Raw genomic sequence first — 22,820 nt, 5'->3', positions numbered from 1 at the left:
GACCACATCTGTCCCACCGGGAGCATCCGTGAACCGCCGCACCCTGACGCCGGCCGCCGCCGCACTCGCCGCGACGGCTGCCCTGTTGCTGACCGCATGCAGCAGCAACGACGCCAAGCCCAAGGGGTCCGGGGAGATCGCCGGAGCCGAGGAGGGAGGCAAGCCGTCCTCCTCCGCAAGCCCGGTCACCTCACCGGACGCCAAACGTCCCGACATCACGCTGCCGAATGACGTGAAGGACGTCTTCGAGGGCTGGCAGACGGGCGACCCGACGAAGGACGCGGTGCTGGCGGATGCCGCCCGTGCCCAGACCGCGACCAACTACGCCATCATCAAGGGCAATCCTGACGAGCCCGCCATGTCCTTCTACCGGCATCAGGACGCGCTGGTCAGCGGTCAGGTATGGGTCAAGTCATTCGTCGATGCGGGAATGATCTATACCGGCACGCTCCGGTACTTCACTCCCGATATCAAAATGTTCGACCAGAAGTCCGCCGGACTTTCCTTCTGTCTGGATTCGAGCAAAGCGTTCAACAAGAACCTCAAGACGGGAAAGCTCGACACCAGTCCGGCTACCAAGGACTCATACATCCTCTACAGCACACGTCTCGAGAAGAATGCGCAGGGAATCTGGCAGACGACCAAGCTCCAGTCAGAGATGGGGAACAAGAAGTGCACGCCATAAGAGCACACCGCACTCGGCTGGCAGTTGCTGCAGTGGCCGTGGCTTGCGTCCTCCTGGCACCGGGCACAGCCGTGGCCGGATGGGGCCCGGGTCACTCCGACGGAGAGTCCCAGCCAAGCAACAACCAAGGCGGCGCCCCCAGCATTGCCTCGCGGGTCACTTACGCCCCCGTACCTTCATCCGCCCCGGCGGGAGGCCCCTCGCGCGCCACTCCGGTCGGCAACTGGGCACCGCCGGCCTGCTGGTACGAACCCCGCACCGCCGACGAGTTCGCCAAGGAAATGGAAGACGGATACAACTCCGTCGCCAATGACCCACGGCAGCCCAGCTATGCGAAGTCGGCCGTTGGCCAGTACCGGGGAATCTACAAGGACGGCAAATACAAGAACTACAACTTGGACAAGGCCAACGAGGGAACCTTTTATGTCGCGGTCAGGGACCCGGAGCGCTGGCTGACGCCTGAGGCTCAAGCGTGCAACGAAATGCCCTTCTGGGTGAAGAACGGGGAGACGCCACCTGTCAAAAATGTTGTCACCCCTGAGATCCTGGCCCAGCTTGCCTACAAACAGCTCCCGTTGCCCACGGAGAAGGCCCAGCTCAAACCCGACGGCGGCAGCAAGGTCAATCTCCCCACCTGGGTCTGGCTTTCGAAGCTCTACCACGCGTACTCCGTGACCGCCCAGCTCAAGGTCGGCGGCGTCGACATCAGTGCGACCACCACAGCGACGCCGGTCTCCGTACAGCTCGACCCGGGCACGAAGGACGCCACCCTCTTCCCCTCATCCGGAGAGTGCGCGCCGAATTCGGACGGCTCCATCGGAACGGCGTACGAAGCAGGCGACGCCAACCAGAATCCGCCCTGCGGCGTCGCCTATCTTCGAGCCACCGGTGGCGGCTCATACAAGTTCACCGCCACGGTCACCTGGAAGGTCTCCTGGACCGGCACCGGGAACCCCGGCGTACACCCCCTGCCCGACGCCACTTATGGCACACCCCAGGACGTCACGGTCCAGGAGATCCAGGCCATCAACCGCTGAGGCTCAGTCCCTACCCAGCGGCATATAACCCCGTCAGCCGGGGCCTCACACGCCCCGGCTGGCCGGCGGAGGCCGGGCCGTTGGGAAGGGACTCGGGCCGCACCCGTCAGGCGGAACGCCGCCCTGTGATCCGCTCAGTCTTCCGCTCTCATTACGAGAGGTGCGGCTGCGAATACACGAGCAAGGGAACACGAGGCGCAAAGGCGTCCACCGCGGCCTGTAGGCGTTCGGGGTCGAGTCGCCAGAAGTTGATGGGGCGGCTGGCCAGAAACAGCTCATAGTCGACATGCGGAGCCAGCTTCTCGGCCCGCTGCCGGCTGAGGTGACTGTTCATGCCGGGCAGATGAGGAGCCCCGGGCTTGCGCTGCACTCCGATGTGATCGATCCCATGGCCGGCCGTGCGCTGATGCCACACCACCACCGTGGTGACATCCCCCCACGGTACGAAAGCCAGCTGGCGTTCGTACCGTGCGGGAGCACCCCCGAGCAGTACTCCCTCACCGTCGACACGGAAGGCAACCAACTTTTTCCACTTCATGCCGCCGAGCAGTTGGAAAGGAGTGCGAGTGAAGTACGCCTCGTAGACGAGCGAGCTGTCATCGGTCATCAGGAACCTCTTGAGCGGCTGTGGTGCGGACAGTCGACACCACAACCTACTTCGCAGCGCCGGTCTTCTTCTTGTTCTCTTCGTCCTGCACGCGCTGGAGGATCTTGTTGTACTGCCCCCGCGCCGCGTCCAGAGCGTCGTGGATGGCTTTGCGTCGGCCGTTCCACTCCTTTCGGAAACGGTCACCCGCCGGACCCTGCCAGGCATCGGGGCCGGATGTCGCGTCCACCGCGTCCAGCGTCTTGTCGAGCTCGTCGGCGAACCGCTTCAGGTTGTTGAGATCTTTCCTGCACTCTTCGACGCGATCGCTCATCGTGCCCTCCCCGTGAGTACTGACTTACGCAGTCGGCTGCTTGATCAACTTGGTGATGTACTCCGCGAGCGTGCGCTCGCTGACGGCCTGCGCCGTAATGCCTGTCGGTGCCTGCGGCGAGTCCACGTTCACGGCCCACACCTCGCGGTCGGTCGCGTACGTCGTGAGGAGCGGACCGGGCTCGTCGGCGAGCACGATCAACTGACCGACCACCAGGGCCTTGTCGATAACTCGAGCCAGCGACTTGTCCATCGCGTCGGTCGTCAGTGCCGACGGGTCCAGCTGCAGCTCCTTGCCGTCCCGGTCGGCCATCCCAAACGGGTCCACCAGCGCCTGGACGATTCTCGCAGCGTCCCGCACCTTGCTGGCCAGCGTGAAGATGTGCATGCCGCCGCCAGTGACCTGCTCGATCAGCATGAGCTCAGGCGAGTGCACGAAGACAAAGGCCGTCACGGTGCCGCTGGACGTCTGCTGCTCGACTGCGAGCGCCCGCGAAGCCGTGCGCCGAAGTGTCAGCGCCATGCTGACCTCCGGAGTGACTCTCATGTCCACGTCTGCGGTGAGACCCGACTCGGTGCCCTCCGACCGTAGGACGGTGTCGAGTTCGGCGATGTTCGCGACCTCTACCGCTCCCCTGGAGACCAGTGAGCGAAGCGCCGTCCCAAGCACCCACTCACGCTGCTCGTCCGAGAGCGTCGCCAGGTGCGGCGTCGGCACCACCACGTCTTCGAGCGCGCTGGGGTCCAGCACGGCGAGTTCCTCATCGGTCAGCTTGATGAGCGGCTGAGTGCCGCCTTCTGCGAGGGCTTTGCCGATAAGTTCGCGAAACTTGTCCAGCTCGATGTCGAGTTCAGGATTTGCCATGCCGAGTCCTAGAGTCGTTTGAGTTTTTTAGAATGCATCAGGTTACGAAGCGGTCAGGCCGAGCCGACGCGCGGGCCGGTGGTGTCCGCGATGCACACTCCGGCAAAATCGAGCGGGGGCGCTTCACTACCGCCCAGAATGAAACCGAGGGGCAGGATCGTGAGGCCGTACGCGATACCGCCGGCCCACCGGATGAGGAGCTGCCACGGCCTCGCCCGACCACCGTCAGCCAGTCGCACGACGCGAGTGCCGACGATCAGCTTGCCTATGCTCCCGCGGAACAGAAAGACCAACAAGACTTGATTCACCAGGGAAAGTCCCACGCCGACTGCTAGGATCCGCATCCACAACGCTCCGTCGGTGAGCGGGAGCGCCTCCGATGCCGGCAAAGTGATCACATAGAGCAGCCCGGAGATGCCACCGGAGACAATCGCCAGTGTCCCATCGATGGCGGCCGCCCCGTAGCGTCGAGCCATCGAAGCCGGTACCGGATCGGGATCTCGACTGCCTCGCGGCTCCCGTACCACACCGAACAGGTCCTTCGATTCCATCCGAAGATCCGCCTCCTACCAGAATTTGAACTTCTTGATGGTGTTGGGGACTAGGTTCGTGACTGCATTCTTGGCACCATTCGCGATCTCCTTGCCCTTGTCGGCAACACCGCCGGCCCATTTCGTCGTCGCGTTCCAGGCTTTCTTTGCGCCATCCTTGATCGCTTTGCGGTTGTCATAGGCCCAGGTGCCCAAGAAGTATGCTCCGGCTACGCCCAGAGCTGCCCAGCCAACCACTGGTACGGCCGCCGCCACACCCACAGAAGCGCCGATACCGAGAGCAGCCGCCTCGCCCCCGATGGCTGCCGCCGCACCACCCGCTTCCACGAGCCCCATGCCCCGGTCGAACCCGCCCAGCGTGCCCTTGTGATCAGGGAGGACCATCTCCTTGACACCATGGACGATCGCCAGCGGCAAGCCGACCTTGTCGAAAATGCTGAGGCCGGGCGCTTGGTTAAAGATCTTGGCCGGCAGGGGGATCTTCAGCTTTGTGGTGAGGAAGGCACGAAGTCCCTGCTGCCACTTCCAGGGCTGCTGGAAAGCATTCTCGATCTTCTGGAGCTTCAGAAACTCGGACATGTACTGGATGTTCTTCAGCTTCAGCTGGTCGCCGGTGATACCGAAGTACTTGTTCAGCTCAAGGACAGCCTTTGCCCCAGCCACGTTCTGCCCCTGAGCCCACCGCTCGTATAGCTGAATGGATGCTTCGATTCCGGAGGCGACCTTTGTAATCCTGAGTGCGGTCTGAGGTTTTGCCTTCTTGAACTCGTCTACGTATTCGGCGATTTCACCCTTGTGCTCTTCATAGTCTTTCCAGGTATCGAGCACGTGGGACAGCCCCATGAACATGAGCTCCGCAGCCGGGTCAGCATCCAGGATCCCGAGCCGGTTACGTACATCCTTGGCCTGATCGCGAGACCAGGACGCATCCTGGGGAAAGCGCTTGAGGTTTCCCTGGTCGCCTTCCCATTTTGCGAGAAGACCGGAGACCAGCGGCCCCTGGATGGAGAGCGCACCGTCGACGATGTCCAGCGCGGCCGACAGGCGCCGAGCCTTCTCCTTGGTCATTCCTCTGAACGTCATGCAGAAACCCCCCGTTGACGGTGTCCGTAATTGCCACACTGGTGCGGAGCTTCGTCGCCACTCCGCCATCGATGCACTTCCGAAGCACATCGCCACAGGTCTTGACCGGGCCCCTGGACCCGTTACCCGCCTCCTCCGGCGCGTGGTTGCGTCGGGCGCGACAGCAAACAGCACACTCGGCGCGCGTGAGCGGATCCCTGGTGGGGCAAGGGCGTAGTCAAGGGTATTGACGTTAGCCGTGGTACGCATGGTTTCGCCAGCGCGAACTCGCCACGCCAGAACACCACTCCGACTCAACTACCCTGACCCTCGGTCGACTTACCGGTCAGATCGGGACAATGGGCACCTTCTTCGCTCCCTCCGGTCGGCTATTCGCACGCCCTTTACTGGAACCATCGATGGTGCGGTAGCGTCCGTTGTTGCCGAAGGTTTTATCGTTAACACAGTGACACGGGGAGGAACGCCATGGATCGCGGTGCAAGTCTCAAGGAACTCAGGGACCTTGCCAAACTGTTCGGTCGAAGCGCAGGCGACCTGCAGACGCTCATCAACAACCTGAACTCGGCGACGTCCAGCAGCCACGGCTACTGGAAGGGCCCCAAGTCGGACCAGTTCCGTAAGGACTGGGAGGACGCCCGAGGCACGTTCTCCAAGTGGGTCGACACGCTGCACGACGCACAGAAGTCGGCGTCCACGAACGCCGACAACATCGAGCGCGCCACCTGATCCGTACCGGATCGGTTGCCGGATGACGCACCCTGGGGCGTCCGCCTCCTGAGGTGGGCGCCCCAACGCATGTACGCACACCGGCGGTTGCAGGAACAGCGAGCTTTCGGCAGCAATAAGGCCGCTCGCCACCGCCCGCCCGCCTCATGCGCGGCTCACCCCCGCATCACCCCCTGCACCGGCCGGAACGCCCCGCCCGAGACCAGTAGTCCGCTGCCCGGCTGGCCGCTGCCGGTGTTGGAGGGGAGGCGGATGCTGAACAGCTCGCCCTCCTGGGAGTTCTGGGGGTTGAGGAGCAGGCCGTTGCGGGACTTGCGGGCGGCGGTGACGAAGCCGCGGTACTGGGAGGCCAGGCTGTCCGTCGTGCCGGCCGCGATGAGGCCGAGGCCGCCGTCGGCGCCCTTGCGGATGACGGCCTCCAGGGCCTCGTCGAGCCGGGTGTCGTAGAGCAGTTCGGCGTCGTCGGCCAGCACGACGTACGGGCGGCCTTCCGACTTCTCCAGGAGTTCGTCCAGGTCGTCCTCCCTGGCCTCCGCGTCGAGGACGCCGAGCACGCCCTCGCGCCCCTCCAGGTCCCGCAGGGGCGAGCGGCGCGGGGTGACCAGGACCACCGGGGTGCCCTGGGCGAGCAGCGACTCGGCCGCGCACATCAGGGCCGTCGAGCGGCCGGACTTCGGCGGGCCGCCGATGACGAAGCCGGGGCCCGACTCCTCCAAGTCGATGCCGACGGGAGCCAGTTCGTCGCCGCCGACCGCCAGCAGCGCCCACAGCCTGGACGGTGGTACGAAGTCGGGGTCCAGCGCCATCGCCTCGCGGGCCGTGATGCGGGCCGGCAGCGCGTCCACCCGCATCGGCCGGAAACGGGCGGGCGTCCGGCCGTGCGTCGCCCGCGCCTGCTCGGCGATCTCGCGGAGCACCCGCACCTGGGCCTGGCCGCCCGGGTCCGCGTCGAGGAGGGCGATCTGGGTCTCCTCCATGCCGGTGTCGGTGATCCGCAGCGCGCGGCCCGGCGGCATGTTCTTGGGCACCTCGCGCGGCTGCAGACCCGCCATGGAGTAGTCGTTGGGGTCGGCGAACCGCATGATCAGCCGGTCCTGGAAAGCGGAGGCGACCATGCCGCTGAGGCCGCTGCGGTCGGCGGTCATGACGACCTTCAGGCCGACCGCCGAGCCCTCCCGGAAGATCCGCTGGGCCTGCTCGATGAGCTGGCCGTAGTTGTAGTTCTCGAAGGTGGAGAAGAAGCCCTCCCAGCTGTCGAGGAGCAGCACCATCCACGGCAGCCGGTCCTCCGGCGCGGCCGAGGACCGCTGCTCGGCGGTGCTGGACGCGCCCTCCATGGCGAGGAGTTGCTGGCGTCGGCTGATCTCGGCGAGCAGCCGGTCGAGAAGACGGCGTACGCGGTCGGGTTCGTCGCGGTTGACCACCGCGCCGACGTGCGGCAGCCGCACCAGGGGCAGCAGCGCGTTGGAGCCGCAGTCGATCGCGTAGACGTGTACGTCGCGCGGGGAAGCGGTCCTGGCGAGCGCACCGGCGAGGGTGCGCAGGGCCGTCGAGCGGCCGGAGCGGGCGCCGCCGGCCAGCATGGTGTGTTCGCCTTCGACCAGGTCGAGGGCGAAGGGCTTGCGGGCCTGCTGGGCGGGCAGGTCGGTCAGGGCGTACCCGATCGGCGGCACGTCGCCGTGAGTGGGCGCGGGGCCCCTCGCGGCGGCGAGTGCTTCGAGGGTGACGTGCTCGGGCAGCGGCGGCAGCCACGGGCTGCGGGGCGGCGGGAAGCCCATCTTCTCCGAGCCGTCCCGCACGGCGTCGACCAGCACGGCGAGGTCGGTGACCATCGTGCCGTCGTCCTCCGCCTCCCCCGACTTGGGCATCGGGCGGCTGAACGAGGCCCAGGGCAGCGGGGAGAGCATCGCCTTCGGGCCGCTCTTTCCGGTCGCCGGGCGGCGGCCGCCGATGCGCGCGGACTGCACGCCGACCAGGGACTGCGCGCCGGAGCGGACGTAGGCGCGGCCGGGGGTGGACTTGGCGATGGCCCCGGCGTCCGCGGCGTCGATGACGTCCATGGACTCGGTGCCGTCCGTCACCCGCAGCGCGATGCGCAGGTTGGTGTTGGCCCGGATGTCGGCGCTGACCACACCCGCCGGGCGCTGGGTCGCGAGCACCAGGTGCACCCCGAGCGAGCGGCCTCGGCGGGCGATGTCGACAAGTCCCGCGACGAAGTCGGGGAGTTCGGCGACCAGCGAGGCGAACTCGTCGATGACCAGGACGAGTCGGGGCATCGGCTCCAGGTCGGGCTGGAACTTACGGGTGTCGTTGTAGTCCTCGATGTCCTTGGTGCCGGTGTTGAAGAGGATCGTCTCGCGGTGGTGCAGCTCGGCCGCCAGCGAGGCGAGTGCCCGCTCGGTGAGGTGCGCGTCGAGGTCGCTGACCATACCGACGGTGTGCGGGAGCCGGGCGCAGTCCATGAAGGCGCTGCCGCCCTTGTAGTCGATGAGTACGTAGTTGAGGGCGTCCGGGCGGTTGGCGACGGCCAGCGAGGCGATGATCGTCTGCAGCAGCTCGGACTTGCCGGCACCGGTGGTGCCGGCCACCAGCGCGTGCGGGCCGTCCCTGCGGATGTCCAGGGTGAAGACGCCGTCGGCCGCGATACCGATGGGAGCCGCCGTGGTCGAGCCGCCGGCCCGCCAGATCCGTTCGATGTCGGCGCCGGTCGGGTCGGGCATGCCGAGCAGGCTGAGCAGCCGGGCCGCGGTGGGCAGGGCGCCGCCGGCGTCGTCGCGGCTGACGTCGCGGACCGGGGCGAGCGAGCGGGCGAGCAACTCGCACCATTCGGGGCCGACTTGGTCTGCGAGGACCTCGCCGACGGCTTCGAGGCCCGAACCGCGCAGCCGTACGTGGGTGGGCGACTGCGGGGTCCAGCAGACGACCGCCTTGCACTCCTCGGGAAGCAGCCGGTCGTCCTCGTCGAGGCAGAGCGCGAAGATCCCGTACTGCGGCCCCTCCTGGAGGAGTTGGGGCACGCCGGGCATGCGGCGCAGCAGCCGCGCCCCGTCCAGGACGAGCAGGACGTGCGGCTCGCCGCCGGGGGCGCCGCTCATCATGCTGCCCGAGTTCTCCTTGGCAGCCTTGCGCCGGGCCAGCTCATTGAGGAGCTCGTTCACCCGGCGGGCGATGGTTTCGCTGTCGGAGCCGACCAGGGCGACACAGTCCTGGCCCTGCTGCGGCGCGGTGTGCGGCAGCCAGTGCGCCCAGCCCCAGTCCGCGCCGGACTGCGGCGAGGCCGACAGGAGTACGAGCGAGAGCTCGCGGGGGCTGTGCAGCGCGGCGGCCTGGACGGCGAGCCAGTGGGCGGTGGCCAGCGCGCGCAGCCGGTCGCCGGAGACGCCGATGACGCCGAGTTCGGGGAAGGACACGATGACCGGCACGTCGGGCAGCAGCGGCGGCTCGGGCTTCTCCTCGCCGTAGGCCGCGCCTTGGCCGTGGGCGAGTTCGATGTCGGCGGGCAGACTGCCGACGCCGACCCGCAGCCGCAGTACGTCGACGTCGGTGAGCCGGCGCTCCCACAGCCGGCGCCGGGGGCCGGTGGCGAAGAGCAGCACCTCGGCCGGGTCGGGGTTGTCGGCCCGGCGATTGCGCTGGTCCTCCTTGCCGAAGCGGGCCAACTCGGCTTCGTGCTCGGCGAGATCCTTCTTGTACTGCTTGAGGGACTTCTTGTTCTTCTGCTTGCCGTCGCGGTTGTCGCTGACCCACTGGCCGAGCATCATCACCGGGGTCATCGCGCAGAACAGCAGCATGTAGACCTGCTTGGTCATGAAGTACATGGCCAGGCCGAAGACCATCGGGGTGAGCGCGGCGATCATCTGGAAGCGGGCGCGTTCGGACTTGGACGGCGGCACCGGGATGAAGAGCCGCGGCCGCGGCCGCACCGGCGAGAGCCGCGGGGGCCGGTTGTAGGCGAGTCCGCCCTCGCCGGTCGGTGACAGGTGCGCGTCCGGTTCGCCGACCCGGTCGAGGACGAACAGCGAGTCCCCGGCCCGTACGACGCCGCCGAGCGGCCAGTCGTGCGTGCCCTCCACTTGTTCGTCGTCGAGCAGTACCGCGGCCCCGTTCTGCGGGGTGAGGACGGCGCCGCCCCGGACGTCGACGGTGACCTGGGCGGCGACGGGCGGCAGCAGGGGGTCGGGGGCCGACAGGGTGCAGGTCGCGGCGGAGCCCAAGGTGGCGGTGCCGACCGCGAGCCGGACGACCCGGCCGGCGCCCGGGCCGCCGGCGACCCGCAGCTCGTACCAGCCGACGGGCTCGCCCCTGCGGAGCAGCGGGCCTATGGAGTCGTCGACCGAGATCCGCATGCCGTCCCGCAGGACCTGGCCGGCCGGGGTGTCCGGCTCGCAGCGGTGACCGTCGGCCCAGAGGGTCGGCTCGGCACGCCGGCCGCCGTACCTCGGGTCCAGGACGGTGCCGGGCAGCGCCACCACGACCGGCAGCGGCTGCCCGGTCTGCCCGGGGGCCGCCGCCAGGGCCTGCGCCACATCCCGTGCGGTCGCGTCGTCGTCGGCGTTGACCATGACGTCGTGCGGGGGTGCCCCCTCCTGCACGACGGTCACCAGGACTCGCATGGTCGTCTTCCTCCCCCGTCGGCCCCGCCCGGCCCATCGCTCGGTACTGGCCCACCCGAGGCTAATGGCTGCCCCGGCCCCGGGAAGACCGAGGGTAGGGGGATGGGTGCGTATCCGCCCCGGCGGGCCGCGACCGGCCCCTCAGCCGCTCTGCTTGGCGAGCGTTCCCGTCGGCTTGCCCGCCGCCGCCTCCTGGGACTCGAAGCGGAGCCCGCCGCCGGGTTCCAGGGTGTACGTCATCGTCGCGGTGGCCCCGGTGCAGCCGATGGTCGACGGCTTAGCGGGGTCCGTGCGTTCGGTGATGTGCAGCACGCGCGCGGTGGCCGAGTCCAGCGTGCCGATGCCGTGGCATTCGAGCGGGCCGATGGTGGTGGTCGTACGCACCACGTCCGCGCCCTTCGCGCCCTTGGTGATCACCGCTGTGTAGGCGTAGCCGGAGGTGCCGTTGTCCTGGGTGAGTACGCCCTTCCAGGTTCCGATGAACTCGCCTGGTACGTCGGTCAGTTGGCCACCCTCGGACGGCGAGGCCGACGGTGCGCCCGACGGGGACGCGCTCCCCGGCGGCTCCGCCGATGCCGTCGCCGGGCTGGACGCAGGCGGCTTCGCCCCCGTGGGGTTCGCGCCGCCGCCCGGCATCAGGTCGAACAGGAACGCCGCGCCGAGGGTGACGGCCGCCAGCGCGCCCGCCACGGCGAGGGCCACCGTGCAGCTGACCTTGCGGCCCCGGCCGCGTTCGCCCGGTTCGGCGGCGGTCGCGACGGAGAGCGCGACGCGTCGGCCCCGGTCTGCGGGATCCGGCGGACCGGCCGGTCGCGGGGGCGTACGGGGACCGGGCGGCGCCGACCCCTCGGCGCTCCGGTAGGGCGCGTCCGGCGGATCGGCCGGCCGCGGCCCGGGAAGCGCCGCGCTCCCGTACGACGCGTCCGGCGGCCCGAACGCGCCCACCGCCGGGCCATCGAACGGAGCCGGCCCCGAACCCCGCCCCGCTTCCGCCGCCCCGCCCACCGCCGGGCTGCTGAACGGGATCGGGCCCGAGCGCCACTCCCCGTCCTCCGGCTCCAGGTCGAGCAGCCGCACCGCCGACCGGCTGACCTCCTCGACCAGCGGGCCCGGCAGCCAGCCGTCGCTCGCCAGCGCGGCGGCCCCGGCCGGGGCGAGGCGGGCCGACAGGGCGCCCGGAGTCGGCCGCTGGGCCGGGTTCTTGGCGAGGCAGGCCGCGACCGCCTCGCGGAGCTCGCCCGCCAGGGCCGCGCCCAGCTCGGGCTGTTCGTGCACCACCTTGTAGAGGAGCGCGGCCGAGGAGTCCCCGGGGAAGGGCGGCTCGCCGGTCGCCGCGTACGCGAGGACCGCGCCCAGCGAGAACACGTCGGCGGCCCCGGTGACGGCGATGCCCCGGCCGAGGATCTGCTCGGGCGACATGTAGCCGGGCGAGCCGATGGAGACGCCGGTCGCGGTGAGCGCGGCGGTGCCGTCGGTGGCGCGGGCGATGCCGAAGTCGATGAGGCGCGGCCCGTCGAGGGTGAGCAGCACGTTCGACGGCTTCACGTCGCGGTGGACCAGGCCCAGCGCGTGGACGGCGGCCAGCGCCTCGGCGAGGCCCGCGCCCAGGACGCGTACCGAATGACCGGGCAGGGGGCCGTGGCCCGCGACGGCCTGGGCGAGCGAAGGGCCCGCGACATAGCCGGTCGCCACCCACGGAACCGGCGCGTCCGGGTCCGCGTCCAGGACCGGCGCGGTCCAGGCGCCGCCGACCCGCCGGGCCGCCTCGACCTCGTGCCGGAAGCGGGCCCGGAACTGCTCGTCAAGCGCGAAGTGCGGGTGCACCACCTTGACCGCGACCGTGCGGCCGCCCGCGCTGCGGCCCAGATACACCCGGCCCATGCCGCCGGCCCCGAGCCGGCCCAGCAGCCGGTAGGCGCCGATGGAGCGCGGTTCGCCTGCTTCCAGCGGCTGCAACGTCTGCATCGCGGTGCTCCCCCAACGCCAACTGGTCAAGCCGGTCCGACAGCAGCGTAGAGCCGTATGTGCGCCGGATCGCCCTCAGGGCCGGTGGCTCTCGATCGAGACTGATCCGATGCACATCCCGGCGAACCGAATGGCGCGTTCCGCACTCTTGACTGACGTAGTTCGTGCGTAATCGCCCGAAGGGCGACCAAAACGGTCCGCCCGGAACGCCGGTCACAGCACCACCCGCCGCACCGTCCGAACCCCCAGCCAGATTCACGGAGCCCCGAATGAACCGTCGCCGCCCCGCCGCTCTGATAGCAGCCGCCGTCATCGGCTCGGCCGTGCTGGTCTCCGGCTGCTCGGACGAGGGCAAGCCGGTCAGCTTCGACTCCGGGGCCGCCAGCCCCTCGGGCAAGCCCTCGGCCCCGCAGGCCCCGCAGCAGAACGACGACGCCTCCGCCAAGAACGGCGCGGGGGCGCAGACGCTCCTGCCGACCGGCCCGAAGGCCGAGTTCACCACGCAGAGCACGCTCGCCGACGGCACCAAGATCGGCGTGACCACGCTCACGGGTGCGAAGTCCGGGTTCACCGGCAAGGTGTGGGTGTGGGCGCCGAAGCAGTACTTCGAGGAGAAGTACAAGAACAGCGGCTTCCCGGTGCTCATAGCGCTGCCGGGCGGAAACGGCTACCCCAAGAACTACTGGATGGGCACCGACCTCAAGCTCCAGAGCAGCATCAGCGAGTGGTCGAAGACCGGCAAGAGCCTGCCGTTCATCGTCGTGATGCCGGTGCTCAACCCCGACACGAAGCACTACTACGACGGCAGCGACATCCCGGGCCAGCAGAAGATGGGCACCTGGATGACCGATGACGTACCGGACCTCGTGAAGGCCAACTTCCGCACCTTCAAGTCCCGCGACGGCTGGGCGTTCATGGGGTCCTCGTCGGGCGGCTTCGTCGGCCTGAAGTCGGTGCTCAAGCGGCCCGACCAGTTCAAGGCCGTGATCGCCTCGGGCCCGGACATCGTGCCGGACTCCCCGCTGTGGGCCGGCCACGACGCCGAGAAGCAAGCGAACAACCCCGAGAAGCTCGCCCAGGACCTGATCGACAAGAACGGTCCCGAGGTCGACCTCGCCTTCCAGGTGGGCACCAAGGAGGGCATCGTCGTCCAGAACGTGCAGAAGTTCATCGCCACGTACGGCAAGGGCCCCGTGAAGACCCACCTCCAGGTGATCGAGGGCGGCACCCACAACGCCCACACCTATGTGAAGGGCATGGGCGAGGGGACCATGGAGTGGATCAGCAAGCAGCTGCTGGCCCCGGTCCCGTCCTCCTGACCCCGCTCCCCTCGTCCTGACGCGGGTACGACGCCTTACGGAGCGAGCAGTTCCACCTGCACATCGGCGGGGAACCCCGTCGTCGGCCCGGTCCGCCGGGCGAACTCCCGTACCCCGTCGAGCTGCTGGGCCCCGAAGCGGAAGTCCAGCGTCGTGAAGTAGCGCTCCAGGAGCTCGGCGTCGAAGACCTCCCAGCGCGCGGCCTGCTCGGCGACCTTGGCGACCTCCTCCAGGGAGAGGTCCCGCGACGCGAGGAACGCCTCGTGCACCTGCTGTACGAGGCCGGGCTCGCGGGCCAGGTAGTCCTTGCGGGCGGCCCAGACGGCGAAGACGAACGGCAGCCCCGTCCAGTCCTTCCACATCTGGCCGAGGTCGTGGACCTGGAGCCCGAGCCGGGGCGCGTCGTGCAGCGAGGCCCGCAGCGCGGCGTCGCCGATCAGCACGGCCGCGTCCGCCTCCCGCATCATCAGACCGAGGTCGGGCGGGCACGTGTAGTAGTCGGGGCTCACCCGGTACCGCTCGGCGAGCAGCAGCTGCGCCAGGCGTACCGAGGTGCGCGAGGTGGACCCGAGCGCGACGCGCGCCCGGTCCAGGTCCTCCAGCGGGCGCTGCGAGACGATCACGCAGGACATGACCGGCCCGTCGCAGCCGACGGCGATGTCGGGGAAGGCGACCAGATCGTCCGCGTTGCGCAGGAACTCCACGAGCGTGATCGGTGCGATGTCGAGCTCGCCGCTCACCAACTGCTCGCTGAGCTTCTCCGGGGAGTCCTTGGTCAGCTCAAGGTCGAGCAGCGTCCCGGTCCGTGCCAGGCCCCAGTACAGGGGCAGGCAGTTGAGGAACTGGATGTGACCGACGCGCGGCCGACCGCCGTGGTGCTGGGGGCTGGTTGAATTGTCCACATGCCGAGGCTAGACCCGTCCCGGAGTGTGGACGGCGCCGGGCCCTCGCGCGGCACTCCCTCACCAGCTCAGAGGCCTGCCAAACGCATCGGATCAGGTGATCTTTCCCTCTACCGCGGCACACATTCTGCGTGCTACGCTCAGCGCAAGTTGCAGTTTGGTTTCCCTTGCAGTACAGAGCCTGCGGAGCATGTAACCCGCAGGCTTTTGTAGTTTTCAGACTTGTTTGCAGGTTCTGGAGCAGGGCAACCCTTTGGCCCAAGGAGGGCTTATGGCTACCGGAACCGTGAAGTGGTTCAACGCTGAAAAGGGCTTCGGCTTCATCGCCCAGGACGGCGGCGGCCCGGATGTCTTCGTCCACTACTCCGCGATCAACGCGTCTGGTTTCCGCTCCCTGGAGGAGAACCAGGTCGTGAACTTCGACGTCACTCAGGGCCCGAAGGGCCCGCAGGCGGAGAACGTCACCCCGGCCTAACCTGCCCGGGTTGGCGATCGCTGACTTAGCAGTACCCAAGGAGCCCCCGTCCTTCCGGACAGGGGCTCCTGCCTTTGTGCCCGAGGCGCCCGCTAGGCCTGCCGGTACAGCTCCTCGATCTCGGCCGCGTACCGCTCCAGAACGGCCCTTCTGCGCACCTTCAGAGTCGGGGTCAGCTCCCCGCTCTCCACCGTGAAGTCCGCGGGCAGCACGGCGAACGCGCGGATCCTGGCCGGGCGGGACACCTGGGCGTTGGCCGCGTCGACCGCCTCCTGGACCAGCGCGCGGACCTCCGCCGCGCCCCGCCCCGCCGACTCCGGCCCGTCCACCGTGATCAGCGCGACCGGATACGGGCGCCGGTCGCCCGCCATCACCGCGTGCGAGACGATGCCCGACCGCTCGATGGCGAGTTCCACGTGCGAGGGGGGCAGGTTCTTCCCGGCGGACGTGATGATCAGGTCCTTCTTTCGGCCGGTGATGGCGAGGTAACCGTCCGGGTCCAGCTCGCCGAGGTCCCCCGTGTGCAGCCAGCCGTCCGCGTCCAGCGCGTCCGCCGTGCCCCGTTCGTTCGCGTGGTAGCCGGGGAAGACCATCGGCCCCCGGGCCAGCACCTCGCCGTCGTACGCGATCCTCACCTCGCAGCCCGCGACCGGCCGGCCCACCGTGCCGTACCGCACCGCTCCCGGGTGGTTGAGCGAGATCACCCCAGCGGACTCGGTCATTCCGTACCCCTCGAAGACCGCGATGCCGCAGGCCCGCAGGAAGTCCAGGGTGGCCGGGTCGATCGGGGCCCCGCCGGTCAGCGCCCACCGCAGACGGCCCCCGACGGCCGCCCTGACCAGGCTGAACAAGGCCTGCTCGGCAGCCTCGTACTCCTCCTGCCGCTCTTGCGGAAGCTGACCGTCCGCCGCGAGGACGCCGATCGCGACCGCCGCGTCGAACCGCTCGCGACCGCCCTCCTGGGACTCGGCGAGCGAGCGCACCACCGAGTGGATCTTCTCGAACAGCCGCGGTACGGACGGCAGATGGGTCGGCCGCGCCTCGGCGAGCTCGCTCACCACGTCCTCGATCCGCCCGCCGAAATAGCAGAGCTCACCGCCGTACAGCAGCGTCGAGAACTGGATCAGCTGGGCGAGGAGATGCGCGAGGGGCAGGTAGAGGTACGTGCGGTCGCCCGGGCCGCCCTCGATGAGATGCAGCGTCGCGTCCTGGACGGCGCCGAGGTTTCCGTGGGTGAGCCGGCAGCCCTTGGGCAGGCCGGTGGTCCCTGAGGTGTAGACGAGCTCGGCGTCGTCGCCGGGCCGCACGGCTCCGGACCGGGCCAGCAGCTCGGCGAGCGGCACGGCGGACCCGTCGGGCAGCCCCGGAAAGCGCGTCCCGGCGCCGTCCGCCGACAAAGCGCCGTCTCCCGTCACAGCGCCGTCTCCCGCCAGAGCCCCGTCTCCCGTCATCAGGAGTACGTGATCGAGCGCGGGGAGCTTCCCGCGCAGGCCCGCCACCCGGGCGGCGGAATCCGGCCCCTCGCAGATGACGGCCTTCGCGGCGGAGTCGGCGAGCACCCAGGCGGCCTCCTCGTCGCCCGCCGTCGGATACACCGGCACCACCACCGCGCCCACCGCCAGACAGGCCAGCTGCGCGTACGTCCACTCGGGCCGCGTCTCGGCGAGGATCGCGACCCGCTCACCGGCCCGGATCCCGAGCGCGAGCAGCCCGCGCGCGGTACGGCGCACGGTGTCGCGCAGCTCGGCGTACGTGACCGAGACCCAGCCCCCGTCCGCGTCGCGGAACCGGAGGGCCGGCTGATCGGGGTGGCGCCGCGCCGCCCACTCGGCGAACACGGCGAGCGTCTCGGGACGCGGGTGCGGGCTCTGCTGGGGGCTCTGGGGGGTCATGACCCGACGGTAAGTACGGGGACGGCCCACGCGGGATGACGGGAAGCGTCAGCCCGGCTGACCTCAGCGCTCAACCCGGGGTCCGCGACCTGACAGTACGTACCGGCCCCGCCCGCGCGGGATGGCAGGAAACGTCAGCCCGGCTGACCCCAGCGCTCAACCCGGGGTCCGCGACCTGACAGTACGTACCGGCCCCGCCCGCGCGGGATGACAGGAAACGTCAGCCCGGCTGACCTCAGCGCTCAACCCCGCTACCGTCGTTGACCGTGGCGAAGCCGACGATCACCGTGCACCATGTGCGGGCCGTGCTGCGCGGGGCCGAGCGGCACGGCATCGACACTGTGCCACTGCTCCAGGCGTCCGGCATTCCACCGCTGCTGCTCGGCGACGACCGCGCGCGGGTCACCCCGGCCCAGTTCGCGCTGCTCTTCCGCGCGCTGTACCGGGCGACCGGGGACGAGTTCCTCGGGCTCGGCGGCGCCCCCAGCCGCCCCGGCACCTTCGCGATGATGTGCTACGCGGTCCTTGCCTGCCGCGACCTCGGCGGGGCGATGCGCCGCGGCACCGCCTTCTACGGCCTGTTCGCGCACGGCCCCGACCTCACCCTCCAAGTGACCGGCACGGACGCGGTGTTCGCGATCCGCAACGAGCTGGCGGGCCACGACGAGGACCGGTTCCTGACCGAGTGCCTCGTGATCATCTGGCACCGGCTGTGCAGCTGGCTGGTGGGCCGCCGGATCCCGCTGACCCGCGCCGCCTTCGGCTATCCGCCGCCCCCGCACAAGGACGAGTACGAGTCGCTGTTCGGCTGCCCGGTCCGGTTCGGGGACACCCGCACCGAGGCGGTGTTCGACGCGCACTGGCTGACCGCTCCCCTCGTACGCGACGAGGCCGCCCTGGACCGGATGCTGCGCCGCTCCCCCTTCGAACTGCTGAGCCGCCGCGCGTACGGCACGACCGTCGGCGAGCAGGTGCGCCGGGCGCTCGCGGGCGCCCTGCGCGACTCGCCCCGGCTGCCCACCCTGGACGAGACGGCGGCCCGGCTCGCCATGTCCCCGGCGACCCTGCGCCGCCGCCTGGCGCAGGAGGGCACCTCGTTCCAGCAGCTCAAGGACGCGGTACGGCGCGATGCCGCGATCGCCGGCCTCGCCGAGGGCCGCGAGCCGATCGCGGAGATCGCGGCCCGGCTCGGCTTCTCGGAGGACACCAGCTTCCACCGCGCCTTCCGCCGCTGGACGGGGACGACGCCGGGTGCCTATCGGCTGAACCAGTAACGACTGTCGACCGGCTCGGCGAACCCGGTTCCTGTCGCCCGGGTCAGTGAAGGTGAGCGGTACGGTCAGCGCCGTACCTACCGGTCAGTCACTACCTTCTCCTCAACTGCCCGCGCCCCACCAGACCGTTGGGAGAGCCGCATGCACGTCCGTACCAGAGTCGCCGGTGCCATCACCGCCGCACTCCTCCTCTCGGCAGCCACCCCCACCGCATTCGCCGACGACCCCGCGACCGCCGCACCCGGGGACATCGTCACCCAGTCCCCCACCGAGTTCCATCCACTGCCCGGCCAGTGGACCAACACCCGTTCCTGGCACGTCACTTACCGCTCCACCACCGCCAAGGGCGGCCCGAACGTGGTCTCCGGGACCGTCATCGTGCCCAACGACGGCCGCACCGGACCGCGCCCGCTCGTGACGTACGCCGTCGGCACGGTCGGGCTCGGCGACTCCTGCGCGCCGAGCGCCAACTTCCCGTACGGAACGGCCGTCGAGGCCACCCTGATCAACCAGGTCGTGCAGAAGGGCTGGGCGGTCGCGGTCACCGACTACGAGGGCCTGGGCACCCCCGGCGACCACACCTACACGGTCGGCCGAGCCGAGGGCGCCGCCGTCCTGGACGCGGCCCGCGCCGCCGAGCGCCTCGGCATCCCGGGCGTCGACGCCGACTCCCCCGTGGGGATCATGGGTTACTCCCAGGGCGGCCAGGCCAGCAGCTGGGCGGCCGAGCTGCACGATTCGTACGCCCCCGAGCTGAAGGTGAAGGGCACCGCGACCGGCGGCGTCCCGGCCGACCTCATGAAGGTCGCCGCCTCCAACGACGGCGGCCTCGGCTCCGGCCTCATCTTCATGGCGGCGGCGGGCCAGAACGCCGCCTTCCCCGAGCTGAAGCTGGACTCGTACCTGAACCCGGCGGGCAAGGCGCTGGTCGACTACTTCAAGAACAACTGCGTGGCCGCCGACACCACGGTGGGCTCCTTCAAGCACATCACCGACCTGACCGTGAAGAACCCGCTCCAACAGCCGGACTGGCAGGCCCGGTTGGCCGAGTCGAAGCTCGGCACGCACCGCCCGGACGCGCCGGTGTACCTGTACCACGGCACGGTGGACGAGCTGATCCCGTACGCCGTGGGACAGCAGCTCCGCTCCGACTGGTGCGCCAGGGGCGCGAACGTGGAGTGGCACGCACTGCCGCTGCTCGGCCACATCGGCGGCGTGACGGTGGGCGGCGTCCCGGCCGCCAACTGGCTGGCGGACCGCTTCGCGGGGAAGCCGGCAGGGGGTAACTGCTGAGCGTGGGCCGCTAGTTGCGCGCGCGAGCCCGCCCCTCGTTGCATGGCAAGAGCCCGCCCCCTTCACTGCGACATGGGGGCGGGTTCATCGCTGCGGCATGGGGCGGGCCCATCACGTACCTGCCTACAGCCCGTACCGGCGGGTGGACTCCTCCTGCTGGGCGAGGCGGTGCAGTGCGCGCAGGATCGGTTCGAACAGAACGGTCGCGGCGACGGCGGTCTCGACCTTCTCGGCCTCGGAGGGATGGGTCTCCACGAAGTCCAGGTCGCGGACGGCGGCCTGGTACATCAACTGGGCGTACGGAGCCATCAGTTCGGCGTCCCAGGGGTAGCCGAGCCGGATGAGCGCGGCCACCGCGACGATCAACGCCCTATGGTCGGGGGAGAGTTCACCGAGCTCGCGGGTGGTCGTCCAGCCGAGCATCCCAAGGAGCCGGTGCACCTCGGTGCGGGCGATCGCCACGGACTCGTCGGCGTCGTCGGGGTCGGGCCCGTGCGGCAGGGCCCACAGGGCCGCGCCCAGGCGGATCGTGCGGTCGAGCGAGTCGTCGTCGACGTACCCGATCACCTCCTTGGCGGTGGCCACCGGGAGGCGGCCGACCTCGATCAGGGCGCGCACCAGGCGGAGCCGGCGCAGATGGCTCTCGTCGTAGTCGGCCGTGGTCGGACCGACCTTGCGGCCGGGTGCCAGCATCCCCTGCCGCAGGTAGTACTTGATCGTCGCCGTGGAGACACCGCTCCGCTCGCTCAACTCCGCCAGCCGCATCCCTTGCGCCCCTTCCTGGATAACGCCATTATCCAAGACACAAGGCATGGATAACTCCGTTATCCAACAAGGGACTTGCCAGGATTCTGGAGGCAGCATGTTCGCCAAGCCGATCCCGGGCCGCACCACTGCGGCCGTCGAGGGCGATGCGGTGGTTCTGCTGATCGGGATGCGGATCAACCACTTCTGGGCGGTGCACCAGTGGCTGCCGGTGTTCCTGGCGATGCCGCGGATGCTCCGCGAACTCGCCAAGGACAAGCAGCGGGGCCTGCTGGGCCACGTCCTGCTCACCGCGTCACCGCGTACGTACTACGTGGTCCAGTACTGGGAGTCGAAGGAGAAGCTGTACGCCTACGCGCACGCGCCGGACATGTTCCACCGCCGGGCGTGGGCGATCCTCAACGGCAAGGAGCGCAAGGGCAAGCTGCGCCAGCACGTGGGGCTGTGGCACGAGACGTACGTCGTGCCCGAGGGCTCGTACGAGTCGATCTACGCGGACATGCCGCCCTTCGGCCTCGCGGCAGCCACGGGGGTGCTGCCGATCGAGAGCCGGGGGCGGCGAGCCGCGGACCGACTGGCCCACCGCAGCGGGGCTCGGGCTGGTGCGAAGTAACTGCGGGTCGCTGCACGGGGGTTGATCGGGCTGGGGGCCAACCGCAGTGCGGCTCGCGCTCCGGGCGCGAGTAACTGCGTCTCGCTACCTGGGAGTTGACCGGGCTGATGGCCCACCGCAACGGGGCTCACACTCCGGGCACCGAGTAACTGCGACTCAGCGCCCGGAAGTTGATCGGGCTCACACCGCGACGTGGATCACACCCCGGGGTGCCGAGTAACTATGGCTCGGCGCCCGGGAGTTGACTGGGGTCAGCCCTCGGCGGAACGGCGCCGACGGGCGGCGACCAGCAGGCCCGCACCCCCGGCGAGCGCGACGACGGTACCGCCCGCGGCCCACGGCAGCGCGGATCCGGCGCCCGTGGCGGCGAGGGAGGTACCGGCGGCGGCGGCGTTCTGGGCCGCCGGGGCGGACGGCGTGGCCGAGCCGGTGGCGACCGGCTTCGCGCCCTGGTCGCCCTTCTCCGTCACACCAGCGGTGCCGGTGTCCTTACCGGCGCCCTTGGAGGCGTCCGGCTTCGGCGTGCCCTTGCCCTTGTCCTTGCCCTTCGCGGCCGCAGCGTCCGCCTCGTCCTTCTTGCGCGCCTCGAACTGCCCCTTGTCGAGGAAGGCCTGGACGTCCTCGGGGGTGCCGAGGAGGGCCTTCTTCGCGGCCGCCTTCACGGACGGACCGCCCACGCTGTGGATCTGCATTGCCAGCACCCGGTTGTCGATGATGCGGGCCTCGAACTGGCCGACTTCGAGGAACTGCTTGATGGCCTCGCGGGTGTTCGCGTCCAGGGCCTTGCTTGCGGCTTCCCGCACCGAAGGCCCACCGGCATTGATGATCTGGAAGACGTGCACGCGGTCATCCTCGAACCGGGCGTCGTACTGGCCCTTCTCCAGGAACTTCACTCGGTCCTCGGGGGTGCCGTTGAGCGCCTTGTCGCCCTCCCGGCGTACGCCGCGGCCACCCTGGTCGATGATCTGGGCGATCGCGACCCGGTTGTCGTCGTCGCGGGCGATGAACTGGCCGACCTCAAGGAACCGCCGCATCGCGGCCGCGCCGCGGTCGATGGCATCGCTCCCGAACTCCTTGAACACGGGCCCCGCCCCCTTGGCCCCCATGAGCCGAAGGATCTCGGCCCGGTCGTCCTCCTCCTGCTGTGCGGGGGTCTTCGACCCGGCGTCGGGCGCCGAAACAGCGGGCGCCTTGGCGTCGGCGGCGTACGCCGGAGAGGCGAGCAGAACGGCCGGCGCGATGGCGGCAGATGCGACAAATGCGGATATACGCGTGAATTTCATGTGGTTCCCCCAGTTTCACTGGAAACTCATAAACGGTCACCCGCATGATATGTCGCCCTTGACTTTCTCTTTACACTACCCCCCGCCTCTGATCGTCCGGATGCAATTCGGCCCACACGACCTTCCCCACCCCGGGCCGCGCCTTCACGCCCCACGCCACGGCGACCGCCGCCACGAGCAGCAGCCCGTGCCCGCACTCGGCCTCGCCCGGTACCGGCGCGGACGGAGCGGGCTCGCGCTCGCCCCGAGCGTCGCCGACCTCGATCCGCAGCAGCTCCCCCAGCGTGATCCGCAGCTCGAAGTCCCGCCCCGGTACATGACCGTGGGTCACGGCATTGGCGGCGAACTCGGCGACGACGAGCGCGGCGGCGTCGGAACGCGGGCTCCCGTACGGGATCCCCCACGCGTCCAACTGCTGCACCGCCAGCCACCGCGCAAGCCGCGCGCCGCGCCGCGTACTGCTGAATCTCTGGACGAACTCGGTTGCCGTGACGGCGGATTGGGGATTCATGTCACCGAGCGTGACGATGTGTGCGTACGCTGAACAGGGGCGGCGGCGC

General features: G+C 69.7%; 20 protein-coding genes. 8 read left to right on the top strand and 12 right to left on the bottom strand.

Annotated elements, in window-relative coordinates; genetic code table 11:
* Positions 1 to 28 precede the first annotated feature (28 nt).
* Positions 29 to 685, top strand: coding sequence for a hypothetical protein (locus ACIBK6_RS28730; RefSeq protein WP_399054300.1), 657 nt, complete (start codon positions 29 to 31; stop codon positions 683 to 685).
* A 281-nt stretch (positions 686 to 966) separates the two neighbouring features.
* Complete coding sequence (locus ACIBK6_RS28725; protein ID WP_399054299.1) at positions 967 to 1,722, top strand: hypothetical protein; 756 nt, start codon at positions 967 to 969, stop codon at positions 1,720 to 1,722.
* Positions 1,723 to 1,873: 151 nt separating this feature from the next.
* On the opposite strand, the gene ACIBK6_RS28720 is transcribed toward ACIBK6_RS28725, so the two are convergent.
* From ACIBK6_RS28720 to ACIBK6_RS28700, 5 genes are read right to left on the bottom strand one after another with little or no spacing between them, the layout of a single operon-like run.
* Positions 1,874 to 2,329 (bottom strand): hypothetical protein, encoded by a 456-nt coding sequence (locus ACIBK6_RS28720; protein WP_399054298.1) that lies wholly within the window; start codon positions 2,327 to 2,329, stop codon positions 1,874 to 1,876.
* A gap of 46 nt (positions 2,330 to 2,375) precedes the next feature.
* Complete coding sequence (locus tag ACIBK6_RS28715) at positions 2,376 to 2,642, bottom strand: hypothetical protein (protein WP_399054296.1); 267 nt, start codon at positions 2,640 to 2,642, stop codon at positions 2,376 to 2,378.
* 24 nt (positions 2,643 to 2,666) lie between these two features.
* On the bottom strand, positions 2,667 to 3,506 hold the full coding sequence (locus ACIBK6_RS28710; protein WP_399054295.1) for a hypothetical protein: 840 nt from the start codon (positions 3,504 to 3,506) through the stop codon (positions 2,667 to 2,669).
* Positions 3,507 to 3,559: 53 nt separating this feature from the next.
* A complete protein-coding gene (locus ACIBK6_RS28705; protein ID WP_399054294.1) occupies positions 3,560 to 4,057 on the bottom strand; it encodes an RDD family protein in 498 nt (165 codons plus the stop codon).
* A 15-nt stretch (positions 4,058 to 4,072) separates the two neighbouring features.
* Positions 4,073 to 5,125 (bottom strand): hypothetical protein, encoded by a 1,053-nt coding sequence (locus tag ACIBK6_RS28700; protein ID WP_399054293.1) that lies wholly within the window; start codon positions 5,123 to 5,125, stop codon positions 4,073 to 4,075.
* A 480-nt stretch (positions 5,126 to 5,605) separates the two neighbouring features.
* On the opposite strand from ACIBK6_RS28700, the gene ACIBK6_RS28695 reads away from it, so the two are divergent.
* Positions 5,606 to 5,866, top strand: a complete 261-nt coding sequence (locus tag ACIBK6_RS28695) for a WXG100 family type VII secretion target (protein ID WP_365436408.1) — start codon at positions 5,606 to 5,608, stop codon at positions 5,864 to 5,866.
* Positions 5,867 to 6,021: 155 nt separating this feature from the next.
* On the opposite strand, the gene ACIBK6_RS28690 is transcribed toward ACIBK6_RS28695, so the two are convergent.
* Positions 6,022 to 10,479, bottom strand: a complete 4,458-nt coding sequence (locus ACIBK6_RS28690; protein WP_399054292.1) for an FtsK/SpoIIIE domain-containing protein — start codon at positions 10,477 to 10,479, stop codon at positions 6,022 to 6,024.
* A 141-nt stretch (positions 10,480 to 10,620) separates the two neighbouring features.
* Positions 10,621 to 12,435: a serine/threonine-protein kinase gene (locus ACIBK6_RS28685; protein ID WP_399054383.1), complete on the bottom strand. Its 1,815-nt coding sequence runs from the start codon at positions 12,433 to 12,435 to the stop codon at positions 10,621 to 10,623.
* Between the two features lie 278 nt (positions 12,436 to 12,713).
* Between ACIBK6_RS28685 and ACIBK6_RS28680 the strand changes: the two genes are divergently transcribed.
* Positions 12,714 to 13,763 (top strand): alpha/beta hydrolase, encoded by a 1,050-nt coding sequence (locus ACIBK6_RS28680; protein ID WP_399054291.1) that lies wholly within the window; start codon positions 12,714 to 12,716, stop codon positions 13,761 to 13,763.
* 35 nt (positions 13,764 to 13,798) lie between these two features.
* Here the strand turns inward: ACIBK6_RS28680 and ACIBK6_RS28675 are convergent, their stop codons facing one another.
* Positions 13,799 to 14,665 carry a menaquinone biosynthetic enzyme MqnA/MqnD family protein gene (locus ACIBK6_RS28675; RefSeq protein WP_399054290.1) on the bottom strand — a complete coding sequence of 289 codons (867 nt, stop codon included), beginning with the start codon at positions 14,663 to 14,665 and terminating at the stop codon, positions 13,799 to 13,801.
* Between the two features lie 271 nt (positions 14,666 to 14,936).
* Between ACIBK6_RS28675 and ACIBK6_RS28670 the strand changes: the two genes are divergently transcribed.
* Entirely contained in the window at positions 14,937 to 15,140 is a 204-nt protein-coding gene (locus ACIBK6_RS28670) for a cold-shock protein (RefSeq protein WP_003967102.1), read from the top strand.
* Positions 15,141 to 15,232: 92 nt separating this feature from the next.
* Here the strand turns inward: ACIBK6_RS28670 and ACIBK6_RS28665 are convergent, their stop codons facing one another.
* A complete protein-coding gene (locus ACIBK6_RS28665) occupies positions 15,233 to 17,032 on the bottom strand; it encodes an AMP-dependent synthetase/ligase (protein WP_399054289.1) in 1,800 nt (599 codons plus the stop codon).
* A gap of 266 nt (positions 17,033 to 17,298) precedes the next feature.
* On the opposite strand from ACIBK6_RS28665, the gene ACIBK6_RS28660 reads away from it, so the two are divergent.
* Together ACIBK6_RS28660 and ACIBK6_RS28655 are read left to right on the top strand one after the other, a co-directional pair.
* A complete protein-coding gene (locus tag ACIBK6_RS28660; RefSeq protein WP_399054288.1) occupies positions 17,299 to 18,306 on the top strand; it encodes an AraC family transcriptional regulator ligand-binding domain-containing protein in 1,008 nt (335 codons plus the stop codon).
* A 141-nt stretch (positions 18,307 to 18,447) separates the two neighbouring features.
* Positions 18,448 to 19,599, top strand: coding sequence for a lipase family protein (locus tag ACIBK6_RS28655; RefSeq protein WP_399054287.1), 1,152 nt, complete (start codon positions 18,448 to 18,450; stop codon positions 19,597 to 19,599).
* 123 nt (positions 19,600 to 19,722) lie between these two features.
* Here ACIBK6_RS28655 and ACIBK6_RS28650 read toward each other — a convergent pair whose 3' ends face one another.
* Entirely contained in the window at positions 19,723 to 20,364 is a 642-nt protein-coding gene (locus tag ACIBK6_RS28650; RefSeq protein ID WP_399054286.1) for a MerR family transcriptional regulator, read from the bottom strand.
* A gap of 97 nt (positions 20,365 to 20,461) precedes the next feature.
* Between ACIBK6_RS28650 and ACIBK6_RS28645 the strand changes: the two genes are divergently transcribed.
* Positions 20,462 to 20,977 carry a DUF4188 domain-containing protein gene (locus ACIBK6_RS28645; protein ID WP_399054285.1) on the top strand — a complete coding sequence of 172 codons (516 nt, stop codon included), beginning with the start codon at positions 20,462 to 20,464 and terminating at the stop codon, positions 20,975 to 20,977.
* Positions 20,978 to 21,228: 251 nt separating this feature from the next.
* On the opposite strand, the gene ACIBK6_RS28640 is transcribed toward ACIBK6_RS28645, so the two are convergent.
* Positions 21,229 to 22,260, bottom strand: coding sequence for a hypothetical protein (locus ACIBK6_RS28640; RefSeq protein ID WP_399054284.1), 1,032 nt, complete (start codon positions 22,258 to 22,260; stop codon positions 21,229 to 21,231).
* Positions 22,261 to 22,330: 70 nt separating this feature from the next.
* Positions 22,331 to 22,771, bottom strand: a complete 441-nt coding sequence (locus ACIBK6_RS28635) for an ATP-binding protein (protein WP_399054283.1) — start codon at positions 22,769 to 22,771, stop codon at positions 22,331 to 22,333.
* Between the last annotated feature and the right edge of the window lie 49 nt (positions 22,772 to 22,820).

The sequence above is a fragment of the Streptomyces sp. NPDC050485 genome (assembly GCF_044458185.1).
GTDB lineage: Bacteria > Actinomycetota > Actinomycetes > Streptomycetales > Streptomycetaceae > Streptomyces.
The sequence above is the reverse complement of the archived record's forward strand: the minus strand, read 5'-3'. Positions and strand labels throughout refer to the sequence as shown.